Annotated in this window: 28 protein-coding genes; 6 read left to right on the top strand and 22 right to left on the bottom strand. The window is 57.1% G+C overall.

The features are described 5' to 3' along the window. Window positions 1-185: 185 nt before the first annotated feature. Complete coding sequence (locus TMES_RS07720) at window positions 186-953, top strand: substrate-binding periplasmic protein (protein ID WP_085581075.1); 768 nt, start codon at window positions 186-188, stop codon at window positions 951-953. Between the two features lie 303 nt (window positions 954-1256). Continuing rightward, window positions 1257-2114 (top strand): D-amino-acid transaminase, encoded by an 858-nt coding sequence (locus TMES_RS07715; protein WP_085581073.1) that lies wholly within the window; start codon window positions 1257-1259, stop codon window positions 2112-2114. 90 nt (window positions 2115-2204) lie between these two features. On the opposite strand, the gene TMES_RS07710 is transcribed toward TMES_RS07715, so the two are convergent. The 3 genes from TMES_RS07710 to TMES_RS07700 all read right to left on the bottom strand — a co-directional run bounded on the left by TMES_RS07710 (window position 2205) and on the right by TMES_RS07700 (window position 4896). Further along, window positions 2205-3086 carry a TIGR01459 family HAD-type hydrolase gene (locus tag TMES_RS07710; RefSeq protein WP_085581071.1) on the bottom strand — a complete coding sequence of 294 codons (882 nt, stop codon included), beginning with the start codon at window positions 3084-3086 and terminating at the stop codon, window positions 2205-2207. A 72-nt stretch (window positions 3087-3158) separates the two neighbouring features. Further along, entirely contained in the window at window positions 3159-4376 is a 1218-nt protein-coding gene (locus TMES_RS07705; RefSeq protein ID WP_085581069.1) for a quinone-dependent dihydroorotate dehydrogenase, read from the bottom strand. Window positions 4377-4512: 136 nt separating this feature from the next. Further along, entirely contained in the window at window positions 4513-4896 is a 384-nt protein-coding gene (locus tag TMES_RS07700; protein WP_085581067.1) for a winged helix-turn-helix transcriptional regulator, read from the bottom strand. Between the two features lie 104 nt (window positions 4897-5000). On the opposite strand from TMES_RS07700, the gene TMES_RS07695 reads away from it, so the two are divergent. Together TMES_RS07695 and TMES_RS07690 are read left to right on the top strand one after the other, a co-directional pair. Further along, window positions 5001-6116 carry an NADH:flavin oxidoreductase gene (locus tag TMES_RS07695; RefSeq protein ID WP_085581065.1) on the top strand — a complete coding sequence of 372 codons (1116 nt, stop codon included), beginning with the start codon at window positions 5001-5003 and terminating at the stop codon, window positions 6114-6116. Window positions 6117-6250: 134 nt separating this feature from the next. Continuing rightward, window positions 6251-6484, top strand: coding sequence for a DUF1413 domain-containing protein (locus tag TMES_RS07690; protein WP_085581063.1), 234 nt, complete (start codon window positions 6251-6253; stop codon window positions 6482-6484). Between the two features lie 30 nt (window positions 6485-6514). Here the strand turns inward: TMES_RS07690 and TMES_RS07685 are convergent, their stop codons facing one another. Together TMES_RS07685 and TMES_RS07680 are read right to left on the bottom strand one after the other, a co-directional pair. Continuing rightward, window positions 6515-6865, bottom strand: a complete 351-nt coding sequence (locus TMES_RS07685; protein WP_085581061.1) for a DUF952 domain-containing protein — start codon at window positions 6863-6865, stop codon at window positions 6515-6517. A 132-nt stretch (window positions 6866-6997) separates the two neighbouring features. Then, on the bottom strand, window positions 6998-7696 hold the full coding sequence (locus TMES_RS07680; protein WP_085581059.1) for a glutathione S-transferase family protein: 699 nt from the start codon (window positions 7694-7696) through the stop codon (window positions 6998-7000). Window positions 7697-7877: 181 nt separating this feature from the next. On the opposite strand from TMES_RS07680, the gene TMES_RS07675 reads away from it, so the two are divergent. Then, window positions 7878-8573: a glutathione S-transferase N-terminal domain-containing protein gene (locus TMES_RS07675; protein WP_085581057.1), complete on the top strand. Its 696-nt coding sequence runs from the start codon at window positions 7878-7880 to the stop codon at window positions 8571-8573. A gap of 63 nt (window positions 8574-8636) precedes the next feature. On the opposite strand, the gene TMES_RS07670 is transcribed toward TMES_RS07675, so the two are convergent. The 14 genes from TMES_RS07670 to TMES_RS07610 all read right to left on the bottom strand — a co-directional run bounded on the left by TMES_RS07670 (window position 8637) and on the right by TMES_RS07610 (window position 20012). Then, the gene (locus TMES_RS07670) at window positions 8637-9257 is read right to left on the bottom strand and encodes an exopolysaccharide biosynthesis protein (protein ID WP_085581055.1); all 621 of its coding nucleotides are present in this window, start codon (window positions 9255-9257) and stop codon (window positions 8637-8639) included. A gap of 73 nt (window positions 9258-9330) precedes the next feature. Further along, window positions 9331-9822, bottom strand: a complete 492-nt coding sequence (locus tag TMES_RS07665) for a 3TM-type holin (RefSeq protein ID WP_085581053.1) — start codon at window positions 9820-9822, stop codon at window positions 9331-9333. Window positions 9823-9885: 63 nt separating this feature from the next. Continuing rightward, a complete protein-coding gene (locus TMES_RS07660) occupies window positions 9886-10347 on the bottom strand; it encodes a cell wall hydrolase (protein WP_085581051.1) in 462 nt (153 codons plus the stop codon). A gap of 34 nt (window positions 10348-10381) precedes the next feature. Next, window positions 10382-10672: a hypothetical protein gene (locus tag TMES_RS07655; RefSeq protein ID WP_085581049.1), complete on the bottom strand. Its 291-nt coding sequence runs from the start codon at window positions 10670-10672 to the stop codon at window positions 10382-10384. 164 nt (window positions 10673-10836) lie between these two features. Further along, window positions 10837-10998 (bottom strand): hypothetical protein, encoded by a 162-nt coding sequence (locus TMES_RS22775; RefSeq protein ID WP_158091206.1) that lies wholly within the window; start codon window positions 10996-10998, stop codon window positions 10837-10839. Window positions 10999-11148: 150 nt separating this feature from the next. Beyond that, the gene (terL, locus tag TMES_RS07650; protein ID WP_085581047.1) at window positions 11149-12636 is read right to left on the bottom strand and encodes a phage terminase large subunit; all 1488 of its coding nucleotides are present in this window, start codon (window positions 12634-12636) and stop codon (window positions 11149-11151) included. 55 nt (window positions 12637-12691) lie between these two features. After that, on the bottom strand, window positions 12692-13117 hold the full coding sequence (locus tag TMES_RS07645) for a hypothetical protein (RefSeq protein WP_085581045.1): 426 nt from the start codon (window positions 13115-13117) through the stop codon (window positions 12692-12694). Window positions 13118-13138: 21 nt separating this feature from the next. Beyond that, the gene (locus tag TMES_RS07640) at window positions 13139-14248 is read right to left on the bottom strand and encodes a phage head spike fiber domain-containing protein (RefSeq protein ID WP_085581043.1); all 1110 of its coding nucleotides are present in this window, start codon (window positions 14246-14248) and stop codon (window positions 13139-13141) included. Window positions 14249-14350: 102 nt separating this feature from the next. Further along, window positions 14351-15796 carry a hypothetical protein gene (locus tag TMES_RS07635; RefSeq protein WP_085581041.1) on the bottom strand — a complete coding sequence of 482 codons (1446 nt, stop codon included), beginning with the start codon at window positions 15794-15796 and terminating at the stop codon, window positions 14351-14353. A gap of 3 nt (window positions 15797-15799) precedes the next feature. Continuing rightward, window positions 15800-16249: a hypothetical protein gene (locus TMES_RS07630; protein ID WP_085581040.1), complete on the bottom strand. Its 450-nt coding sequence runs from the start codon at window positions 16247-16249 to the stop codon at window positions 15800-15802. Beyond that, window positions 16249-18153, bottom strand: a complete 1905-nt coding sequence (locus TMES_RS07625) for a phage tail protein (RefSeq protein ID WP_085581038.1) — start codon at window positions 18151-18153, stop codon at window positions 16249-16251. Before TMES_RS07625 ends, TMES_RS07630 begins: the two co-directional genes overlap by 1 nt. Beyond that, on the bottom strand, window positions 18153-18734 hold the full coding sequence (locus tag TMES_RS07620) for a phage connector family protein (protein ID WP_085581036.1): 582 nt from the start codon (window positions 18732-18734) through the stop codon (window positions 18153-18155). Before TMES_RS07620 ends, TMES_RS07625 begins: the two co-directional genes overlap by 1 nt. A gap of 81 nt (window positions 18735-18815) precedes the next feature. After that, window positions 18816-19091, bottom strand: coding sequence for a hypothetical protein (locus TMES_RS07615; RefSeq protein WP_085581034.1), 276 nt, complete (start codon window positions 19089-19091; stop codon window positions 18816-18818). A 105-nt stretch (window positions 19092-19196) separates the two neighbouring features. Continuing rightward, window positions 19197-20012: a phage capsid protein gene (locus TMES_RS07610; protein ID WP_085581032.1), complete on the bottom strand. Its 816-nt coding sequence runs from the start codon at window positions 20010-20012 to the stop codon at window positions 19197-19199. Between the two features lie 217 nt (window positions 20013-20229). Between TMES_RS07610 and TMES_RS07605 the strand changes: the two genes are divergently transcribed. Next, window positions 20230-21006, top strand: coding sequence for a hypothetical protein (locus tag TMES_RS07605; protein ID WP_085581030.1), 777 nt, complete (start codon window positions 20230-20232; stop codon window positions 21004-21006). A gap of 29 nt (window positions 21007-21035) precedes the next feature. On the opposite strand, the gene TMES_RS07600 is transcribed toward TMES_RS07605, so the two are convergent. From TMES_RS07600 to TMES_RS07590, 3 genes are read right to left on the bottom strand one after another with little or no spacing between them, the layout of a single operon-like run. After that, entirely contained in the window at window positions 21036-21911 is an 876-nt protein-coding gene (locus TMES_RS07600) for a capsid assembly protein (protein WP_085581028.1), read from the bottom strand. Between the two features lie 44 nt (window positions 21912-21955). Then, entirely contained in the window at window positions 21956-22396 is a 441-nt protein-coding gene (locus TMES_RS07595; RefSeq protein ID WP_085581026.1) for a Bbp19 family protein, read from the bottom strand. Continuing rightward, window positions 22393-24036: a portal protein gene (locus TMES_RS07590; RefSeq protein WP_085581024.1), complete on the bottom strand. Its 1644-nt coding sequence runs from the start codon at window positions 24034-24036 to the stop codon at window positions 22393-22395. Before TMES_RS07590 ends, TMES_RS07595 begins: the two co-directional genes overlap by 4 nt. Window positions 24037-24130 lie beyond the last annotated feature (94 nt).

Raw genomic sequence — 24130 nt, 5'->3', positions numbered from 1 at the left:
ACTAAAACAGGATATTAGCTAAAACCAGGGCCGCCGGACCCGTTCGGCGGCCTTGGTCATCTTTAAAAGATACCAAAGTTGGCCCTAAAAATTGCTTTGGATCTTCCCATATATTGCAAACGCGTTGTTCCAAATGTCTCATAAAACATTATCACGTCGGGCGCGACATCGGGGAAGAACCAAGAATGAACCTGCTTGGCAAAATTCAGCTTGTGGCTGTCTTGCTAATTCTGTCCGCCCTGCCGGCAAATGCCCAGCCGTCGCTGGTTATTGCCACCAACGACTACCCGCCCTATGCCACATCCTCGACCGACCAAAATTTCCTGGCCGACCTGTTTGCCGAAATCGGCACGCAGATGGGGGTCCGTTTTGAATTTCACTATTTGCCGTGGAAACGCTGCGAACAGGAAGTTGCCGATGCCACCGCATGGGGGACCATCCCCTATCGCAAAACTGCCAGCCGTGAAAAAGCCTTTCTGTTTTCAGACCCGATCTATCTCGCGGACTCGCACTTCTTTGCCTACAGCGCGAACGGCACCAAACCGCCCATCACATACGAAAAACTGTCCGACCTTCAGCCTTATAAAATCGGCGGTATTCAGGGCTATTATTACGAACCGTGGTTTGAAAAAGCCGGGCTGGATGTGCAATATGCCCATTCCGAAGAACAGAATTTCAAACGCCTGCAACTGGGCCGCATTGATTTGTTTTCAACGGCAACCACCGTTGGCTGGCATTTGATCAACACGCAATTCCCGCCCGAAGAAGCGGCAAAATTCTATACCCTCGAAAAACCGTTGATCGCGGGCGAAGGCCTTTTCCTGATGACCTCAAAGGACTACCCCGAAACCTATGCCTTGCTGCCCCGCTTTAACGCCGCCCTGGCCGTTATCAAGGAAAATGGCACCTATAAAAGGCTGATTAATCAATATGGATTGATCATGACCTATTAAGCGATTTCCCCGCACGCTTCAGGCAAAGACACGCCTTTGAAACGTTCGAATTTTATGCGGCCAATGCCTTAAATACCCTTGGGATGTATCACGCCCGGGCATCATATTGCCCAATCCAGACAACATTTCACCTTTTTAACGCAACAAAAAAAGCCCCCGGCGACAAGGACAGCAAAGCTGTGCTATTTGGATAAGAACGTTGCAAGGCCTGCATTTAAACAGAATTCGCAGGCACATCACATGTGGAAACGCCCTTATTGCTTTTTGGGATCGGCAGCCGATCTGAACCGTCAGGAAAATTAAATGCGTACTGTTTATGTCAACGGCCAGTATGTGCCGGAAAATGAAGCATCCGTTTCAATCTTTGATCGCGCCTTTCTGTTCGCCGATGCTGTCTATGAAGTCACCTCGGTGCTCGATGGCAAGCTGATCGATTTTCACGGCCACATCACCCGCCTTGAACGCTCGCTTTCCGAACTTGGCATTAATTTCAAGGTCGATGCCGATGCCCTTTTGGCCATCCACCGTGAACTGGTAAGCAAAAACAACGTCACCGAAGGTCTGGTTTATTTGCAGATCTCGCGCGGGGCCGCTTCTGATCGCGACTTTATGTTCCCCGCTGCCGATGTTGCGCCGACGGTTGTTTTGTTCACCCAGTCCAAATCCCTGATCAAAAGCGCGCTGGCCGAACGCGGACAAAAAATTGTCTCCTTCGCCGATCTGCGCTGGCGCCGCTGCGATATCAAAACCGTGCAGTTGCTTTATCCCTCCATTGTCAAAAACGAAGCCGCAAAAAAAGGAGCCGATGACGCCTGGCTGGTGCTCGACGGCAAGGTCACCGAAGGATCATCGAACAACAGCTATATCGTCACCCGGGACGGCACCATTGTTACCCGCGAACTGTCGCACGACATCCTGCACGGCATTACCCGCAAGGCTGTTTTGAAATGCGCTGCCGAACTTGACCTCAAAGTCGAAGAACGCGCCTTCACCATTGCCGAAGCCCAGACCGCACAGGAAGCCTTCACCACCTCGGCCTCGGCCTTTGTGTGCCCGGTTGTTGAAATTGATGGCGCGGTTATTGGCGATGGCACGCCCGGCCCCATCGCCAAACGCCTGCGCGAAATCTATATCGACGCCAACCGCGCAGCCGCAATCTGATCAGCCCCAATACCGATAGCCCAAAACAAAAACGCCGCCCGGGTCATTTCCGGGCGGCGTTTTGTTTTGGGCGGTTTTAAACCGGCACCCTTACCAGCAAAAATCGCCGATGGCATAGGTCACATAACGACCCGTCACTTGTAGCAACTGGTCCAGCTTTGCCTTTTCCGGCAGGGTTCCGCGCGGGGCGTTTAGTTCCTCGGCATGGATACCGCCGGTAACAAAGGCAATGTCCAGCCCGGCGGCATTGGACCCGGCAACGTCGGTGGATAATGAATCCCCCACCACCAGCAACCGCGCATCCGGCCCCATATCAAAGGCTTGCAGGCAAAAATCATAGGCACTGGCAAGCGGCTTGCCCTCCCAGCGCACATCGCCGCCCAGTTCTTCATAGCGCCCGGCAATGGCCCCGGCACAAATAATGCGCTCGCCACCCCGGATCACTTCACGGTCCGGGTTCGGGCATAACATGGGCAGCGACAGCGACAGGGCAAGATGCAGCATGTCTTCATAGTGGGTCACCGGGTCGTGGTCGTCATCGGGCCCGGTCACCAAAATCCAGTCGGCATCTTCCAGTGTCTCGGCAAATTCAACGTCCTGTTCTTCGAACATCGAATGGTCGCGCACCGGGCCAACCCGAAATACCTTGCGCCCCAGCTTGCCATACCAGGCATCATGGCGGTCGCGCAGCTGGTGATAGGCAATTTCGCCCGATGCCACCGCCGGCCCATATAGCGACCGCTCAATCCCCATATCTTCCATCCGCGCAATCACCACGCTGGAGCGGCGCGGCGCGTTTGACAACAATGCCACCGGAATACCGGCTTCTTTTAATGCCTGCATCGCCGCAATCGAACTGGGATAGGGCGTGATACCGTCATGCACCACACCCCATAAATCCAGAATAACAGCATCGTAATTTCCGATCACTTCGGACAGGCCGTTAATCATCTGATACGAGGGTTGCGGCATCTGGTTTCTCCTGCGTAAGGCCATGCGTGATGCCAACGATCATGCGCCAGCGTCACGGGGCAAATAACTGTTTCAGTCTTGTTTTGGATCAGAAGGTGTTGCGGGCGTCGCCACCATCGGCTCGGTCACATCATCCGCATCTGCTGCGGCAGTGACCGTGGCCGTGACAGTGGCGCGCACAACCTCGTCAATCGCGGCGTGCTTGCCACTAATTTCCGGAAACGCCGCACCAACGGCATCGCTAACCGATGCAAAACCATCCTGTCGCAACCGCTTTTCAAGGTCGTCCTTAATTTCCTGCGCCAACCCCGGCCCATGATAGACCAGTGCGGTATAAATCTGCACCAGCGAGGCCCCGTTCAGGATTTTTTCGTAGGCATCCTTGCCCGACGTTACCCCGCCAACACCAATCAAGGGTACCTGCCCCTTGGTCAACTGGTAAAAATCGGCCAGAACCTTGGTTGATTGTGCCATCAACGGCGGACCAGACAACCCACCTTTCTCCGCCTGATCATAGCTGTTCATGCCAACCGGGCGGTCAATTGTGGTGTTGGAAACAATCAGGCCCTCAATTTTCAAATCCAGCACAACGCTGGCAATATCGGCCTTGTCCTCATCGCTCAGGTCGGGTGCAACCTTAAGCAACACCGGCACACCGGGGGCGGCTTCATCGCGCGCGGCCAAAACCGCGGATAACAATTCAGCCAGCAATTCACGGCCCTGCAAGGCGCGCAAACCCGGCGTATTGGGCGAGGATACATTCACCACCAGATAATCGGCATAGCGACCCAGGGTGCGAACGCCGGTAACGTAATCAGCAGCGGCATCGGCGGCATATTTGTTTTTGCCCAGATTGGCCCCCAAAACACCCCGGCGCGCGCGTTTGCGCAGGCGCGTTGCCACCACCGCCAGCCCGTCATTATTGAACCCCATGCGGTTAATCACCGCGCGGTCCGAATAAAGCCGAAACAGGCGGGGTTTGCGGTTTCCGGCCTGCGGCTCGGGCGTGACCGAACCTATTTCAACAAACCCGAAACCCTGATCCAGCATCTGGTTGGGGACTTCGGCGTTTTTGTCAAAGCCTGCGGCAAGGCCAATCGGATTGGTAAATTTGCGACCAAAAACCTCGCATTCCAGAAGCGGGCTGCTATCGCCTGCGCCGTCGGGTTTTGGCACAAGATTATTCTTCAGCGCCCAAAGAGCCAATCCGTGCGCGCATTCGGTATCGATCCAGCGCACTACCGGCAAAACAAAAGTTTTATACCACCCCACCCGTCTGGCTCCGTCCATCTGTTTGTCCCTGCCCTTTTCTTACGCGGCTGAACCCGACGGGGCAAGTCATGTCTCATTCTGCGGGCCATCTTCCTGCCCGTGCAGCCCGCATACAAACGGCCCGCCCCACATAATGCGTCGGCTTTTTAAGTTTTTAAACGTTCTCGACCTGCTCGATCCGGGCATCATAGGTGGCACGCGCCTTTTCCACCTCGGGCATATAATCCAGTGTCCATTTATAAAGGGCTTTAAACGGCCCCTGTAACTTGCGGCCCAGCGGCGTAATCTCGTATTGCACCGCGACCGGCGAACTTGCGATCACTTTGCGTTCAACCAGGCCGTTTCGCTCCAGACGGCGCAAGGTCTGGGTTTGCGCCTTTTGCGTAATCCCCTCAAGCTGGCGGCGAATTTCATTAAACCGCAATGGTCCGTCATCCAGCACGGTCAGTATCATCATCGACCATTTATCCGAAATCTGCTCGAACAGTTTACGGCTGGGGCAGTCGACATGGAACTTATAGGGCGAACATTCGATCATGCGGTTTCCTTGAATATACCTGGTCGTCTTTGGGTGCCTGATTGACAGTAGGTATATTTTTTATATCTAAACAGCAATTCACATTTTTCCGGAGAGCGAAAAACATGCCTGCAACAGACATTCTGTTCAAACCCTTCAAGCTCAAATCCCTGGAGCTTGCCAACCGTATTGTCATGGCCCCAATGACCCGTTCCATGGCCCCGGACGGCATTCCCGGCAACCCCAATGCCGCCTATTACAAACGCCGTGCGCAAGGCAATGTTGGCCTCATCCTGTCGGAAGGCACCGTGATTGACCGCCCGGCATCACGCAATGAAGGCAATATTCCGTTCTTTCACGGCGATGCCGCCCTTGCTGGCTGGAAAAACGTCATTGACGCCGTACATGGTGCCGGGGGCAAAATGGGCCCGCAAATCTGGCATACAGGTTCTGTCACCAGCTTTCTAAGCGACTGGCTGCCCGATGTCCCGGTTGAAAGCCCGTCCGGCCTTGAAGCGCCCGACAAACCGCGTGGCAAAGCCATGAGCGACGAAGACATTGCCGACACCATCGCAGCCTATGCCAAGGCCGCCGCCGATGCCAAACGCCTGGGCTTTGACGTTGCCGAAATTCACGGCGCGCATGGCTACCTTATTGACCAGTTCTTCTGGGATGGCACCAACCACCGCGACGACAAATATGGCGGCAAAACCATTGCCGAACGGTCCCGCTTTGCCGTTGAAACCGTTGCCGCCGTGCGCAAGGCCGTTGGCCCCGACTTCCCGATCATTCTGCGTTTGTCGCAATGGAAACAGCAAGATTACACCGCCCGCCTTGCCACCAGCCCGGCCGAAATGGAAAGCTGGCTGGCCCCGCTTGCCGATGCCGGTGTGGATATTTTCCATTGCTCTCAACGCCGTTTCTGGGAACCGGAATTCCCCGAAATTGATGGCGATGAAGGCCTTAACTTTGCCGGTTGGGCCAAAAAAATTACCGGTGCCGCCACCATCAGTGTCGGCTCTGTCGGCCTTTCGGGCGATTTCATCGGCTCGTTTTCGGGCGAAGCGGTTAGCAATGCGGGCATTGAAAAACTGCTGGCCCGCATGGAACGCGACGAATTTGACCTGATCGCCGTTGGCCGTGCCCTGATAAGCGATCCGCAATGGGCAACCAAAATTCGCACCGAAAAATGGGACGAAATTTCAACGTTCACCCCCACAGCACTGGGTGAACTGGTTTAACCTCCGTCCCAACCGCCTGAATACCACCGCAACAGGGCAGTTTTATCGCCCCTGTTGCGGCGGCTGCAAAAATGCTATGCTTTGTGCGGACATAAAGCTGATATTTCCCGTCATAAAACCGGGCAGAGGCCGCGATGACCGATGAAGAAATTGCACGTCTGCGTCACCAACTCACGCATCTGCCCGCGGGAAATTTTCATTTTCCCGAAATTTATGGCCCAACCTGGGACCAGCTTTATATCGGCGACAAGGTAAAATCCGGCCATGCCTTTATGAACGCGGTCAGGGCTGGCAAATTCCCCGGCATCATCGATACCGGCATAAAAAAAGGCGGCGGCCGGGTCTATCAAAAGATAGAAAACCCCTAAACCCGCCACCTTTGAAATGGGTGTTATTGCTTAACGCAAATCTTCCGGCAAAACATGAACGTCATTTTCATCAAGGCGAACATCATCCACCCGAAAAACATCCTGTACCGACAGGCGTGCATAAAGATGCGGAAACAGCGTGCCGCCCCGTGCCGGTTCCCATTTGAGATGCGCCGCAATCGGTTCTACCGGCACATGCAGCAATTTCAAATGATTGCGCCCGGCATAATGCAATGCCAGCGTTGCCGCCAGGGTGTCGCGGGTCGAAAAATGGATAAAGCCGTCGGCCACATCATGCGGCGCGCCCAGATACTCGCCATGCGACAGGGCTTCCGCCCATTCATCGCTGCCAAGAACCCGATATATAATCTGTTCGTTCATGGCCCGGACTTTACGGCAACTACGTAGATCGGGCAACAGGAAGGAAGTCTAGCAACAAACTATCCGTTAGAATATCTGGTGCCAAATCAAGGGGCAGGCGCGGTTGCCCGCCCCTTTTGAATGGCAAAACGGTTAGCGCGGGAAATTTGACGGAAACAGGGCGCGTTTGGCAACATCGTCCATTTCCGATTTAAATGTGTGCGATGCCAGTATCTTGCGCGCCCGTTCCACGGCCGGGCGGGAATTGATAAAATCAAACCAGCGCGCCAGATGCGGATAGCTTTCAAGCGGAATGCTTTCGCCCTTCATCACCACCGGCGCACGGTCGATCCAGCCCCAAAGCGAGATATCGGCGATGGTCAAATCATCGCCCACCATATGATCCCGGCCGATCAAATGGGTATTCACAACCTCGTAATGGCGTTCAATTTCGCGACGATACCGGTTTATCGCATAGTCATTGGGTTGCGGCGCGGCATGCTGAAAATGCACTGCCTGCCCGGAAAACGGGCCAACGCCGCTGGCAATGAAAAACAGCCACGACAGCAATTCGCCACGGTCTTCGTCCTTGCCCAGAAACTTGCCGGTTTTTTCCGCCAGATACAACAAGATGGCCGAGCTGTCAAAAACCCGGGTTTCCTTGCCCCCAACGCCATCGGTATCGACAATCGCGGGCACTTTGCCGTTGGGGTTAATCTTCAAATAGGCGTCGCTATATTGCTCGCCTTTTTTGGTATCAACCGGAATCGCCTCAAACTCCAGCCCGGCTTCTTCTAGAAACAGGGCGATTTTGGCCGGGTTCGGCGTGGGGTGAAAATAAAAACGAATCATCGAAAGGCTCTCCTGTCGCCGAAATATTCGGCGAATTGCTTGAGTTTTAAAACGATCGTTCTACAATGATGGCATTGATGAACAAACGCAAGCCTTGCTGATAATTTATAAATCTGTCAGGGAAATGACAGTGCCTGTTGCGACAGGCTTTGGCATGGCAATTTGAAAAAAGGTATGCCCGATGATCGAGCTTTATTACTGGCCAACCCCGAACGGCCATAAAATCACGATGTTTCTGGAAGAAGCCGGGCTGGATTACGAAATTCATCCGGTCAATATCAGCGCCGGTGACCAGTTCAAGCCGGAATTTCTGGCCTTTTCCCCCAATAACCGTATGCCCGCCATAATCGACCGCGCCCCGGCCGATGGCGGCGATGCGATTACGGTTTTTGAATCCGGCGCAATCTTGCTGTATCTGGCCGAAAAAACCGGCAAGTTCCTGCCCGGCGACGTTCGTGGCCGCACAACCGTCAGCGAATGGCTGTTCTGGCAAATGGGCGGCCTTGGGCCGATGCTGGGGCAGAACCACCATTTTGGCACCTATGCCCCCGAAAAAATCCCCTATGCGATTAATCGTTATGTCAATGAAACCAATCGTCTTTACGGGGTGCTGAACAAGCGCCTCGAGGGCCGCGATTTCATTGCCGATGACTATTCCATCGCCGATATGGCCTGCTATCCGTGGATTGTGCCCCATGAACGCCAGCAGCAAAACCTGGATGATTTCCCCAACCTGAAGCGCTGGTTTACCGCCATTGGCGAACGCAAAGGCACGATTGATGCCTATGCCAAAGGCAAGGCCGATCATTTCACCCCGACCGTGACCGAAGAAAGCAAGAAAATCCTGTTTGGCCAAACCGCCAAAACCGGCGATTAACCTGCTTTGTGCCTAAACGCAAAAAACAGCCCGGCCCGCCATTATCGGCGGGCCGGGCTTTAATTATATCATCAACGCAACACAACCGATTATGGCGACAAGGGCGGCAATCCCCGCCGCAATCATCACCACCCCGTCACGCAGGGTCATGGCAAGGCCAAACCCCGCCACCGCCACCATTGGCAAGGCGGCGGCAAAGGGCACCAGTTCAAAAAACGGCATCGGCAAAACCAGCAACAGGCAAATTCCCGCCGCAACCCTGATCGTGCGATGGGTTAAAACCCCTTCCAGCCGTTCATGAAAATGCCGGTCCAGCCATCGCCCGACCGGGTGCATTTTTTCCATCGCAGCTTCCAGCCTGGCCCCCGCCACCGATTGCCGCTCAATAATATCGGGCAGCCAGATATGCGTGCGGCCCAGCACCATTTGCACGGCAAACAGGGCAATCAAAATGCCCAGCAACGTCGGCACACCGGGAATGGCGCCCAGGGGCGACACGCCGATCAGTCCCGGTACCAGCAAGAACGGACCATAACTGCGAAACCGCAAGGCATGGGTCATTTCGCCCAGCGTTACGTCACCATTTACCCGGCCCGTTTCAACCAGTTGGTCGATAATGCCGGTCACGGGGTTATCGTTTTTGCAATCAGGCTTGCTTTGGCTGTGTGGTTGTTCAAAATTCATATTCTGCCAACGTTATAACCACCCTGCTGGTTCCGGTGACAAAGGTCTCCCGCCAAATCAAACCGCGTTAACATCAGCCATCCCGGCGTTTATCCCCGCTGCGTTTCACCACCGAAATGCCCAAAACCGCCAGGGCCACGCCCCAGATCGGGCTGGTATTAACAAGGGCGGCAATAATCGCCGGGGCTTGCAACGGCGTCATCACAATGGCTGCCGCAATTGCCCCCATCATCAACACCCAGGTCAGGGCCATCGCATAACCAAAACTGGGCCGCCAGCGCCGCACAAAGGCATCGTCTGATGCCACTTCCGCCCGGATTGTCTGGTTCACTGCGCGCACCACCGTGCTGTCATGGGCCAGTTGGGCGCGCACCATGGCCTCGGCATGGCGGTTGGCTTCGGCCAGTTGATCCGCCCCGACCACACCTTGCCCCACGGCCACCTCCACATCACGCAATCCTTTGGCCGCCGTTTTTGCCAACGGATTGTCAATCGCGTCCAGCCCCGCCCCCACCGCCTTGATCAGCAAGGGCAACCCGATTTGCGCCAATAATGCCGGTATCATTTTTCAACCTCACCTGTTGGGAAAAATAAGCACGCCAAACCATCCCCTGTCATTGCAGGGCGGCTAACCGATATCGTCGTAAAAAACATGATTGCCAATTTCGCACACCGGCACATGGCCGCGCGCCCACCACGGGTCGCATTGCAAGGTGTGATAATGCGTCGCCCCGTGCGTGGCATCGGGCAGCTTCGCGCTCATGGCCCGGTTGGCCACCCGGCGGCACAACCGATATGCCAGGTCGCGTTCGCTCACGCGCAGCAGTTTTTCCCGGTTCGGATCACCCCGGTTCCAGCACGAAAACTGCCCGGCCTTCAGGCACACCGCCACCACATCATTGCCCCACCAATACCCGCCCCGGCGTTGTGCCATTGCCACCCGGTTCATAATCACACCGGCAACGGCTTCAATCCCGGCAAGGTCTTCGCCGCGCGCTTCGCCATAAAGGGTGCGTGCCAAAATATCGACCGGCGATAATTTCGCCAAAGCCGACAGGTCTGTTTCTGTCTTTTGCGTATTTCTGGTCATGCGAGGCCCCCGTTATTTTTCATGTTCCGCAAAATCACATGTCCCGATGTTCAAGCTTGGCCTCAATGCGCAACAAATGCGCGGTCAAGCGCCGTTCCACATCTTTCAGATACGGGATCGACACATAATTGCGCGCCACATCAAGCTTGAACGCCGCCAGCCCGTCGCGGTTATCCTGACAATCACGCGTGGTTTGCGCGGCGCTAACATCTATCTTGCGCTGCAATTCCGCCCGGCTGCGCCAAATCAGCCAAAACAAACCCGCCAGTGCTGGCAATTCCACCATTGTCAGCCACCAGCCCAAATCAACCGGCCCTGCTGCCATTGTTTTTCTCCCAAAAAAAAGACCCGCCGGAATATACCGGCGGGTCAGTTCAGGAGTTTCTCATCATTAAGAAACGTCCCCCTAATCGTATGTATCGTTGGTCAAACACACCGCGTTAACATCACCCAAATCAATCCTTCAGATGGCCGCGTGTATCCTCGAATTCAAAATTTCAAAACCGTTACCTGCCCCGCACCAACGGGCCGGGTCGCCCCTGCCGGTGTTGTCAGCAAAACGGCCCCTAACAGCAAGGCAAGCAAAATAATGATGCGCCACATCGCCATATCCTCGCTGATCCAGGCAATGCCCGGAAACCAGTGCCTCAAACACCAAACTATTCTTTAGAATAGTAATTAACCACACTAACTATCCTTTGATATAGATTATACATCGCATGAGCAAAAGCAAGAGGCCCCGCAACCATGAGGTGATATTTTTTTTAAAAATCCCCATAACCATATGTTTTAAAATAAAAGTTATGGATCAAACTGTGGCTCTGCCTGTAAAAATGCACTCGCTGGCCGCCAATCCCGGCCAAAATCGGCGCGAACCACACGGGGCAATCGCACCGGTTCTGCCAGAATACACCCTGCCACGGCATCCAGCCCGTCGTCGCGGTTGCCGCCATTGGGCCGCCATTCGCGCATTTCACGAATAAACGGGGTTCGCCAGATATTGCGATGCCCATGCAACAACCCCGCCGCCAGCACCGCGCCAAAGGCATCGGCAATGCGGGCTTCCTTGTTGCGGCTTTCGTGAAATTCCACCACGGCCGTCAGGCACCCGGCCTGTTTCAGGCACCGCCGCAAAATATTGGGCAAAAACCGGCCAATGCCATTGGTCTCCACCCGCACCACGGGCAACTGGTGGCGTTTGGCAAACGCCGCCACTTGCCGACAAAGCTGGCTGGCTTCGTCTTCCCTTTCCAACTGGTTGGGATCGCTTTGCAAATAGGCCACGTCATGCAACCAGTATTCCCCCTGATCACACATATAAATCGCCGCAATCACCGCACCATCCTGCCCCTTGCCGCCAAATGACGGGTCAAAATGGCAACTTGCCGCCACCATGCGGCGCGCACCTATGCGCAATCGCTGCTCGCCATTGGCGGTTTCAAATTCGGCGTCCTCGTCATAGGGGTGCATCCGGGCCGGGTCCAAATCACCTTGGTCGGGCGGCACCATTTCCAGCATCATCTGGCTGGCAAATTTCCCTGCCGGGGTCCGGGCACGAATTTGCTCAATCTTTGCTTGCGAAAAACGCTCTGGCCACGCCGACACTCCGTTTTGATCGATAATCGGCAAACAAAACCGCGAAAACCCGTTTAAAAACGGTGCATCCTCGCCGGTTTCGGGTCGGGTTTCATCGGCATAGATCGAATAATAACTATGCGGTGTGCCAATAAAAACCTGCATCCCGCCGGGGCTTAACACATAGGAAATCTCGCCCAGTTTCTCGCGAAGCTCGCTGCGTTTATGGGCCGTGTCACAGGTTTTTGGCACCTCCACATCGTCACAAATCACCACATCGGCGCGTGACCCGGTAATATTGCCGCCAATCCCCGCCGCCTGCATCGACGGGTCGCGCAGCTCGCCGGACCGGTTGATGGTAAAACGTTCCGCGCCCCAATCGGTCTGCTTGCCCGGCACCGCGAATGCCAGCAACGGGTGGCGCTCGACAATGCGTTTCACATTGCGCACCATCTTTTTTGCCAAATCAAGGTCGGCCGCCAGCACTAAAATCCGCAAATCGGCATTGTAATACAGCAACCAGGCGCAAAACAGCCCCACCATGGTGGACTTGCCACTGTTGCGAAACGCCATCAACAACAAATCACGCGGCCCATAATCATTATGGTGCTGCAACCATTGCGCCATTTTTTGATGATGCGCCGGTGTGCCCTGCCCCAGCTTCTGGTTCCATATCCAGACAAATTCGGCAAGGCTGGCTTGGCATTCCTGCATTCCGCCCGTCCTCCCACCCGTAACCCGCCCCAAAACACCCCGTCGTCACACCGGGTTATTCCTCCTGCATCGCGTGCCGCGCCGCCAAAATCAGCTGCGACACCGCATCGGCCTCGCCTGCGTCATTCACCCCATTTTCAGTTGTATCCACACCCGCCCCCGGCTTGCCATCGCTATCAATCATGCCTCCTTTTCCGGCAGGCTGCCCCCCGCTCAGGTCTTCGTCACACACCCAGCGCAAAAGTTTGATCAGGCTTTCCACATGCGCCAATGCGGCTTTGCACGCGGCCTGATGGTTCACAAACCCCTTGGCATCCATCACACTGGCCGCTTCACTTGCCACGCGATGATACGCCTTACGCGCCCGGCGAATATCGGTGGGCAAAGCACGCAAAAGCTCGCGTCGCAACCGTGTTAACCGAATACGATCATCGGTCGAAAAACCGCTATCCGCTGTTATTTCCGCTTCATTCTGGCGCATTGCACTCCCCGCCTGCGTTACTTACCCCGCCCCGTTGGCACAAAGGGCGACCAGCCGGTCATCCCCCAACCGCCCCGGCCAATAGGATATTGCCCGCACATAGCCGTTAAGCTGGCTTCCGCTTCCGCCATAAGACCCGATCCCCAATGTTTGAAAATTGCGCGGCAAGGCAAAACCGGGGGCCGTTTTTAAAACCCCGTTTTGGGTGGCAACGGCAATGTCATCATCCTCAAACGCCAGTGCCAGCAAATTGCGTTGCCCTGGCACCAGTGCGCCATAAAGCGACTGCGCAATAATTTGCTGCCCGCCTTTGCGCAGGCTGATGCGCAACTGGTTCGCGGCACTGTCATAACCCAGGTCCAAATGATCATCATTCAAACTGGCGGAATAAAGCTGCATCACCCGCCAGATCCCGCTCCAGGCGGCAGGCAGGGCCAGATCAAAAAATAGCGTCCCCGCACCGGCCATAAACCAGCCGTCTGATAAATCCAGCCGCACATCATCGCCATTGCGCGCCGCAGGAATACCGTTGCTAACCATATCGCTGCTCGCAACCGGGGCCGCTTCAAGCTGCGCATTCCACACCAGCACCGATGCCGCCGCCCCCGAAATCGCCGTGCTGATTTTGGGATACCGGCTGGTGGCCGATGCCACCTCGACAAACCCCACCCGTTGCCAGCGCTCCCCTAACATAACCCCGTGTTGTGACGCCCCGTTGATCCCGCCCAGCGTTATCTCCGCCGTGCCACTTACCGCGCGCATCCACACCGCAAAGGCATGGGTCGCCCCCGACGCCAAATTATCCACCCGCTGATAAATCCCGCCGGTTCCTGCAGCAAAATCAATTCGGGTCGCTGTTTCGCTGCCATCCGGCGCCGTTCCCGCCCCGGCCAAAACCGTTACCCCGGCATCCTTTTCCCAAATCGCATTGGTAAAATTCGCCGAATGGCGCAACAAATTCGCCGATGCCCCCTCAATGCGCAGGCCCAATGCCCGCCCGTCATCATCAAATTCAAAGGCGGGCATATTCACGGCAATTTCACCAATCACCCCGGTTTCATTGCGCACATGCGTGGTGCTGGCCCGCGCCACCTGCAAATAATCCGTCAACGGCAAAAACCGCATCGCCATATCATCTGTCCTGTTTTGAAAACCGCCACCGGGCATAACAAAACCCCGCCAACACTGTTGCTGGCGGGGTCAGTCCCCATCACATATCAAACCTGTCGGTAATCAGGCGCTTAGCCGCACCGCATGAAACCAGCTTGCCAAACTGGTGGCAACAATATTGCGCGTATCACTCGCCCCATGCGCCACCCGCACCCGAAAGGCGTTATCAGTGGCAATGCCCGCCCGGGCAATGCCACTACATCGCAACACCTTGCGCCCGTCCGCCCCATTTGGCAGGGTATCAACACCTTGCAAATGCATGTTCCAGCCGCCCGCGCCCAACCGTTCGACAAACACCATCCCCTGCACCGACTGGTCCGCCAGTTCCATGCAAATGCCGATGTCAAAATGGTAATGCCCCGGTGGCACATTGGCGATGCCGTCATAACCGGCATGATAAAGGCCGTGGCTATCGGTTACGATGCTGTCCCATCCCACAATAAATTCGCCATTGGCCGGGATCGCCTGCTTTTGCGTGCGCAACATTTTCACCAGCGGCCCGCCAGACCGCAAAATCTGCACCTGCCAGCGACTGCCATCGCAAAACACCTCTACCGCATCGCCGCGCATCGGCAGGGCAAAAACGGCCCGCTCCGCACCACCATCCACCGGGCGCAGCACATCAAGGCCCACCGTCGTAATGTCGCTCGCCGTGCCATCACCATTAAAAATGCGAAACGTCACCCCGTTGCGGCTTGGCTGGCAGGCCGGAAGCGTAATCCGCCCGCCATTTGAAACCCGCACCACAACCCCGCTTTGTAGGGGGTTCAGGGTCACATTACCCGGCGCATCAACCATCGGCATCCGCCGTTCATCCTGATAGGCCAATGCACGCCCGGTGCGACAATCAAGCTGCAAAACCGCCGTTGCCGCCTGGCTAACAAACCCGGCAAACGATGTTTGCGCCTGATCTGCCGCTGCGCTGGCCTCGTTCGCCGCCCGGCTGGCCGTTTCGCCTGCCACCTGCGCCCCGGCAATTGCTACACTATCGGGGCCGTTCACCAGTTGCCGTGCTGTTTGATCCCACATAATCGCCCGGCCTGCCTGCGGGCCCGGCAATTGGGCCGATACCCCGTCCCCGTTGGCATTGATCGCCCCGTCGGGCAGGCGCAATGTACTGGCAAAACCTGCCTCCACATCGCCAAGGGCAGCCAGCACATAATCAAAATCGGCATTTAAAACATCGGCACGCAGGCTGCTGCCGCTGTCATAATGGCTTAACCGGCGCAACCCCAACCGGCGCGTTATCAACACATCTGCCCCCGTCACCGGGGCTTTGGCAAATGTCACAGTGCCGCCGCTGGCCACCACACTGCCGTCGCCGGTTTCGCCACTGCTTTGGCTGGTATTCAGGGTAATGCCAACATCTTCACTAATCTCGTCGCCATTCACCGTTACCTTCACGTCCGATCCGGCAAACACGGCAAATTCAAACGGAAATTCCCGGCTTTGCCCATCGCCCTCATATCGCACCGCTGCCGGGTCGCCATTGGCAAAAATTGCACCCACGGTCTAGCCCCCCCAATTATCGCGCCGCGCAAACCACGATGTAATTTGCGACAACGTGTTGTAACGCGATGTGTCCAGCAAATTTTGCCGCTTATATTGCGCGCTCTGCTCAATGCTGCTGCTTTGCCGGGCAAACGCCCCATCGGCCGCGTCCTGCACATCTAGCAAACTGCGCTGCGCCCCGGCCAATACCGCACTGGCGGACCCTGCCGCCCCGGCCTGAATGCCTGAGGCCCCCTGTGCCGCGCGCAAACTGGCCTGTTGCACGCGCAATTTGCGGGCGCGCTCGGCATCATCTGTGGCCTTTTGTGCGGCCAATGCCTGCTGCGCGCTTTGGCGCTGGGCATCAACCTGGCTGGCGGCTTTTTTGGCCTGTTTCTGGCTGGTTGCAATTTCGGTTCCGGTCTGTAGCGCACTTGCCACCACCGGTGCCCACGATGAAAATCCTCCCATCAGTCATTCACCCCCACTTCGCTGCTAACTCCCAGCAATAAAAAAGGCCGGGGCAAATCCCCGGCAATGCGCCAAAGCCCATCCTGCCCGCCGCGTTTCCACCCCATGGCCCGCACCGTCACCTCGCCGCGAAACAACCCGTTTGCCTGGTCCAGAACCCGCCCGCTTGCCGGTTTGCGCAACGGCACCCGGCGCATGCCCCGCCCCACATCCACCGCCATCCCGGCACTGTCATGCAGGCGAAACGTCGCACAAATCAGCCGCAGGCTGGACCCGCCATAGGGCCGCGATCCGTCCCCCCCCACCGGCGGCAACGCCATAATTTCATGGCTAAACGGCAAACCGGCCATCACTTGTGTTTCCGGTGTCGCTAATTGCAGGCTGCCCCCTTCAATCAACACATCACGGTAAAGCTGGTTTCCGGCCCACACCCCAACTTCCATGCCATCTAACAGCCCAAACTGCCCCCATTGCGAAATGGCATCATCCGCTTGCGCCGTTAACGTCAAATCAAACCCGGCCTCCTCATCAAACCGGCCCAGAAAAAACCGCCCCGCACGTTCAATCGCCACATAAACGTCGCCGCCACTCACCGCGACATTGCGAAACGCCCCGTCAATTTCCTGCCCGCTCCAGGCCGTTACACCTTCACTACGATAAAGGGTTAATGTGCCAATCGTGCCATCACTCATCACCACATGCAAAAGGCGCCCACTGGCATCATAGGCCTGATCGACCGGCGCATTGATCAAATGGCTCGATAACAACGCCAAATCCGCCGCCCCGTATGCCTGCTCCAGATCGGTGAATAAAAATTCCCGCATTTCCGTGCCATTGCGTGCGGCAAATACCGTGGCGCCATCAATGTTAACCGGCGGCACGTTGCGGTCCACCGCGCTGCCAATGCGGGTTTGCCGCGTTACCTGAATATTTTGCGGGGTTAACGGCGTACCGCTCACCATCCATTCCGCCCCGCTGGTAAAAACCTGCAAATCCCGGCCCGAAAACACCGCCGCAATCGCGCTGACCTGGTCGGCCAGCAAGGCAAACTCAATCGCCTCGTCATCCAGCCCCTCGCCCAGCTCAAAATTAAACAATGCGCCGGAATGCGACATCCACAAACGGTTGGGCAAATCACGCGATCCGCCAATCACCATCCGGTCCTGATGAAACGTCACACTGCGCGGCCAGCCCCGCACGGCCGAAAAGGCCGGTTCGGCAAAATCCTGGGTTTCGCTGGCATCGGGCAGGTTTTCACGCAGGGCAAGGCTGGCATGTTTGCCATCGGCAACGGCGGTTATTTCCCCCTCAATCCCCTGCACCCGCCATTGCAACCCCACATGCCCCGCCACAAACACATCTTCGCTGGCAATCAGGGTTACCGTGCCCGATACCCCCGATGGTTTTACCGATACATAAGGTTCAGCAAACTTATAATAGGGTTGCTGGCGTTTCACCGTGGTTTCGCCCCAAACCCAGCTTGTCACCAGCCAGTCCTCGCCCTGTTTGGGCACAATACGCACTGGCACCACATCGGGGTGCACCACCAGCAACGTATCCGCACTTTGCGTCCAGCTGATCTGGCCTAAATGTTTGCCTTCAAATGGCGTGGTCAATTCCTGCACCACCTTGTCCCCGGCATAAACCGTGGCCCGCAAATGCCAAAACACCACCAAAAACGGCTGATCAACATTATATTCAAACGGCACCAGCCGCACCGGGCCCGCTACCTCATCAATCAACCGCACACCGGGCCTGCGGCACACCCCGCCCGATGGCTGCACAAACACATTGCGCAGTTTGGCCGCCCCGTTGCGATAGGCGGCAATATCGCCGCGCCCCCATAATTTCGGTGCCAGTTCCCCGGCACTAAATGTGGTTTTTTCCAAAACACTGCGCGCCATTACCCTCGCGCCTCCAGCAAGGGAAAATCTTCAATCCGGCGCGGGGTCGATTGCTGGGCATCGGCCAGCCGCGCCTGATGAAACAGCGTGTCCGCCCGCCTTTGCAAATATTCCGCCCGGCTACCGCTTTCGGTTAGCGGCAGGCAAAACTCCGCCGCCAGCCGCGCCATCAACGCCATATCAAACCACACCGGCAACGATGCTTCGGGCATCCGCCCCACATAGTGTAAAAACACCCGGTCCGCCGCACATACAATGCCGCCCTTGCGCAGTTCAAATTCCGGCAATGGCCCGGCACCACTTTCCAGCGACAACAACCGGATAAAATCGCCCGGCAGGGCAAATTGCCGTTCACCCTCACCCGGCACGTCATTGGCATCGTCCGCCAAGGCCAGCCGCGACAGCCACTTGCCCCGCGCGGCAAACTGCCACGGATACGCCGCCAGCATCCCGTCGCGCAGCGCCGGGTACAGCATCGCCGCCACTTCCGCTTCCACCGTTTCCTCGGCAAAGGATGCAATCGGGCTTACCCCGATCATCACCAGTGCGCGCGCACATAATGCCACATCGCTTAACGCCATCACGGCCTCCCTGCCAGCTCGCCATAAAAAAGCCCGGCTCAACCGAACCGGGCTTTTGCGTTTCCCCCCAAAACCAACCGATCAATCGGTATTGGTGGTGCCAATCGCGGTCATATCGCGCACATCAACGCCGTTAACATCGGCCTGCGTCACCAAAAACATCCCGCCCGAAACCCCGCCATCGCGGTTGGTATTGGCAAACATAATGTCACCCGCGCGCAACATGTCGCGGGCGGGTTCAAAATAATTCAATGTGTCCACATCGGTCGCCACATCCGGGGTAATGTAATGCCACAGGGTAAAACCGTTGGCATAGGCCAGAACGCTTAAATTCCGGGCCTTGAAACCTTCTGCCATTTTAATGCTCCGCTATTTTTTGGGAAAAACGCCCATCCGGGCCACTCAAAACGGCGGCACCCTCAGGGGGAAAATGCCCCCAAACAGTGCCGCCCAAACAGCCCCCTATTCCTTGGCCTGCAAGCAGATGATCCCGTCCCCGTCCACCTTGATCGCCCCCTGACTCATCGAATTATTAATGAAATGCGCCGCATAGTCGCCGTGCCAGGTAATGTCAGTCTCCACATCCGCCCCCACCGCATGGCCAACCGCGGTGCGGTGATACCAAAAACAGCTGCGGACATTGCCCTCCAATGGCAAACCCGAATGGGGCATCCACAACGTCCCCAGCCAGCGTTTGGCCTGCGTGCCCTTCCACGGCAAATCGTCATCGCCAATATAATCCGACGATGCAAATTCCTTCACCGCCAGCAAATCCGACCATTGTTTCCAGCCAACAACCGCATACCGCTGCCCGTCATCGGGCACATCGAGTGTCCCCATGCCTTCAAAGGCTTCCAAAACCTTGTCCAGGGTCAAACCGGTATTGTCGTGCGCGACCACGTTTGCGGTTGTTTTCAGGGCGTTAATAATCAGCTCGTCGGTCTTGCGCCCCAGCGCATAGGCCCCGGCATTGGCCAGCACCATTTTTTCATCATGGTTGATTTTCAATTCATCCAGCGCATCCACCCAGTCCCCGGCGTAATAATCGCTTAAATCACAGCGCACCGTGTCGTGCTCCACATTCATCACCGGCACTTTGGCATGTCGGGCCTTGGTGGTGGCAACGCCTTTGCCCACTTTTTGAAAAACGGTGGTCGCCCCCTTGATCCCGTTTTTCACCCGCACCGTATTGCGCAGTTTCGTGCCCATCCGCTGATAGGCCTGATGCACATCGGCCTGAAAATGCTCCACAAAACTTTTATCAATGGAAATACTCATTGCCGCCCCTTTTGCTTTGAAAATGCTCACACGAAGCCGATCACGGCAATCAAGGCACAAACGCCTTATTTGCCGTGTTAAACGTCATTTTCTGGTCATGCTTTGATGGTTGTTTTCCTGTTCCGGATTCTGGCTTTCGGGCCAGACTGAACTGCCATCAAATGGCTGCCGGACGACCCCGATTTATAAAAACGTCAACCCAGTCGGAGCCCTCCAGGTGCGCGCACGTACTTATGCAATTTTAACAATTATCGCTTTGGGTGCTGCGGGCTATTTTGCCCTGCCCTACACACCGGTGCCCGACTATGTTCATGCCTTCACCGCCCGTGTATCCGCCCTTACCGGCTTTGGTGCCGACCGCATCCGCAGCCGTGTTTTACCCGATATGGAAAAACGCCTGAACGAAGCCGGTATTGCCGTTGGCGCCCCGGTTTATTTGCGGGTTTTCACCGCCGATCAAAAACTGCAAGTCTGGCTGCGTGGCGACACCCGCTATAGCGAAATTCAGGATGCCGGCTTTTGCGCCAGTGATGCCGACGACACCAGCGCCAACGCCACCTTCCAAACACCCCCGCCCGGCGTATATCGCATCCGCCGCGACGACCTGTCGCCCAACAGCCCCAGCCATGTTGAACTCAACCTCACCCCGCTGCCCGATGACGACGCCCCGTCAACCAACGATGCCGCCGCCGCCATCTCCTACAGCCTGCATGGCAACTGCTCCGACATCGCCGGTATTTCCCTTAAAAACGACGATATCGAACAAATCTATCTTCTGGTCGATGCCGCCCTGCGCGCCGGTCAGCAATCTGTCCCGGTCCATATTTTCGAAAAACCCCGCGATATGGATGACAGCCTGGCCCTGACCGAAGACGCCACTAACAACAGCCCGGCCCCTGGCCTGTATGATGTTTACGCCGCCTTCGAACGCACCCGTATCCCGCCCGACGTCAGCAAAAGCAACGGCCGCTATCACGTTGACCCGGCCAACTAAAATACAAACGGCCCGGCGCGCTCCAAAAATCAATCACCCCGATGCAGGCGGTCAAACGCCGCCTGCACCTGTGCGACCAAAGCCGGGTTGCGGTCGCGCCAATATCGCGGGTCATTCATCAACCGGTTAATATCGTTCTGCGGGTCGGTCCCGCCTTGCCCGGCATGGTTTCCCGCCAGTCCCGGTTCGCTGCCCTCTTGCATCAGCCGGTATAACGCCCGCACCCCGTCCGGGCTTTGCGCCATCGCCTCATAGGCACCGGGCAAGTTTTTTTGCCCCCAGCTGGCAATGCGCGGGGCCAGTTTCGCCCAGTGTTCCGCCCCGCCAAATTCAGCCGCCAGTTGCCCCTGCATTTCTGCCATCTGTGCGGCATTTTGGGCCTGTGCCACCATTGGCGATAAAATTTCGGATGCCAAATCATATACCAGCTGCGCCTGTGGTCCGGTAAAACCGGCCTCATGCAACCGGGCATTCAGGGCTTCGTCCACCCCGCCCAACGTCTCAGCACCGCTAATCTCGTAATCTGCCGGGCTTTGCGGCACACCAAGGGCCGCATAAAATGCCTGCCGCTCCGCATCCGAACTATCCGGCCCCGGCACCCGAAACGCTGGCACATCTGCATTCGGGGTTTCCGCCGCCCGTGTCATGGCCGCCACCATTGCGGCCCCACCCACTGTGCCGCCGCCGCCAACGCCATCCTCGCCACCTCGCACCGATCCCCCCGCCGCGCTCAAAATATTGCCGCTGTGCGCCGCTGCGGCTGGCACCAACCCCGCACCAGCACCCTGCCCCGCCACGCCGTCGCCCTTAACCATCCCGGCCACATCCCCGGTTGCGGCACCGTTTGCATTTCCGCCCCTGGCACCACCTTGTTGGCCTGCACCATCACCCGCATTTCCCGCCATCAAAACCCTCCCGCATCTTTAAATTTCCAAATCTTCCCCCGCGATCAGCCACCCCGTGCCCGGCGCAACATCTGCAACACCAGGGCACGCTGCCCTTCTCGCATCCAAATCGCCTGCGGGCTTGCCGCCGGGCCAAGGGCCCGTTCCAGCGTCATGGCGCGTAACTCTGCACACACCACCGCCGCATCATGCCCGGCGGATGCCCCCAAAACCCGTTGCCACGCAAGGTCCCGTTCCTGGCGCGAAACCCCAATCACCCCGGCATTTTCCGCCTCTGGTAAAACCGGCGGCAGCGTCCCGCCCGCCAACCCGCCCTCAAACCAGCCCCACCCGCTGTCCTCGCCGTCGCCACTTTCGCGCGCACCACCATCCTCACCGGCCAATGCCGCCGTTCCATTCCCCAAACCTGCAACTGGCGTCGCATCGGCATCAACATTCATCACGGCATCCGCCTTCGCCGGTTTCACACGCCGCCAAATCCTCATTGCCCGCCCTCCCCGGTATTATTCGCGCTATCTTTCCCGGCGCGAACCCCGGCAACCTCCGGCGCGGTCATCATCTCGCCCACAATTCCGGCAATCCCGGCCATGTCTTCGGGCGTCATTTCCGGCTGCAACAATTCCTGCGGCACACCAAACTGCCCGGCCAGCCAGCGCACGGTTTTGTCCATATCAATCGTCGCCATCGCCTCTGGCCCCAATGATGCCAACCGTCCCAACCAATCCAGCGTTTGCCCGGCCTCCGCCTTGCGGCTTAACTGCGCCATCGGGGCGGTATGGCGCAAACACACCACATTGCCATCAATCGGAATATCGGGAAGCTCGCCACTGCGCGCCAGCACATGCAATGCGCGCCGCATCAACGGAAAAATCAGTTCCGCCTGCAACCGGCTATAAGTCGCCGCCAGCAACCGCGAATTTTCCGCAGCCCTTTCTAAAACCTCGGTCGCGGTCATGCGCGGTGCATCCACCTGGCCTAACCGGTCGGTCAGCAAACAACGGCGAATGCGTTCGCGCAAATCGGCCAAAACAACGTCGGAAACATCAAACCGCCCCGGCGCGTCCAGCGGTGTTAACCCTGCCGACCCAACTGCTTTGGGAATAATACTGCCCGGCACCAACCGCACCGTTGCCGGGTTTAAAATGCCATCATCATCGGCCTGCCAAATGCCGGTCACCGCAATCGATGCATTTTTTAACACCAGCTCCACCACCTTGTTGGCGGTTTTAATATCGGGCAATGCCTTCATCACCGGTGATCTGCCATAAATTTCACCCGGTGCCTTTAGCCAGCGAAAGGCGATATAGGGCGAAACTGCAAACTGCCCCGTGGCAATCACGCCATCCTGCGCGGTATTGGCCGCCGGATCATTGGCAAAAAACACCACATAATCATAACCACCCCCGCCGGATCGATCGGGCAACACCGCCTCGATCACGGCAAATTTTTCCATCCCGGCATCCGGCCCGCTCGCCATACGGTCGGGTATTTTCGCATCCGGCCATTTTTCGAAAATGTCATCAATGCCAAGGTTTAACTGGCGAAAAACCGCATCAAGCGTGCCATCCACCCGCTCCTCAAATGCCAGGTGGCGCACCGGCACCGCACAAAACCGAAACCGCGATGGCGCACCGGGTGCGTCTTCCTCCAGCCGCAAACACGCCGTTCCCACCGTCACCAGATCCAGATACGCCTGATGAATTTCCACCGCAAAATTGGACCGTTCAAAATGCCCCTGCACAATCCGCACGGCACGGGCCAGCTTGTCGGTCAAATCCGCCTTGTCGGCGGGGGCCACGTCATCGCCCGGCACCATCTGAAACCACCCGCCCGACGGCGGCGTTATTTCACCTAACAAACTGGCCGCCAGTTGCTCCACCGCATCAGGGGCAGTGGCATCAAACACCCGGTCAAACTGCTTTTTGCCCACACTGCCACCCGCCCCGCCGGTGGCGTTCATCCCGCCAAAACTGCCCATCCCGCCCGAACCCGCGTCACTCTCCTGGCGTTGCGGCAGGGCAAATTCATAACATTCCTGCCAATGGCGTTGCCAATGCCCCCGACGTTGCAAAGCCGCCCGAAACCGCCTGCGCAACATCGCGCTATCCATTTCCGCCTGCTTCATCTGCTCGCCCCCGCTCCCAAAAAACCGTCGCAATCCCCGGCACCCCCGTCTACAGAACCCGCTTCCCCGCCAATTCAGCCCTCACCCTGCCCCC

It is taken from the genome of Thalassospira mesophila, assembly GCF_002115755.1.
In the GTDB taxonomy this organism is placed as follows: domain Bacteria; phylum Pseudomonadota; class Alphaproteobacteria; order Rhodospirillales; family Thalassospiraceae; genus Thalassospira; species Thalassospira mesophila.
The sequence above is the reverse complement of the archived record's forward strand: the minus strand, read 5'-3'. Positions and strand labels throughout refer to the sequence as shown.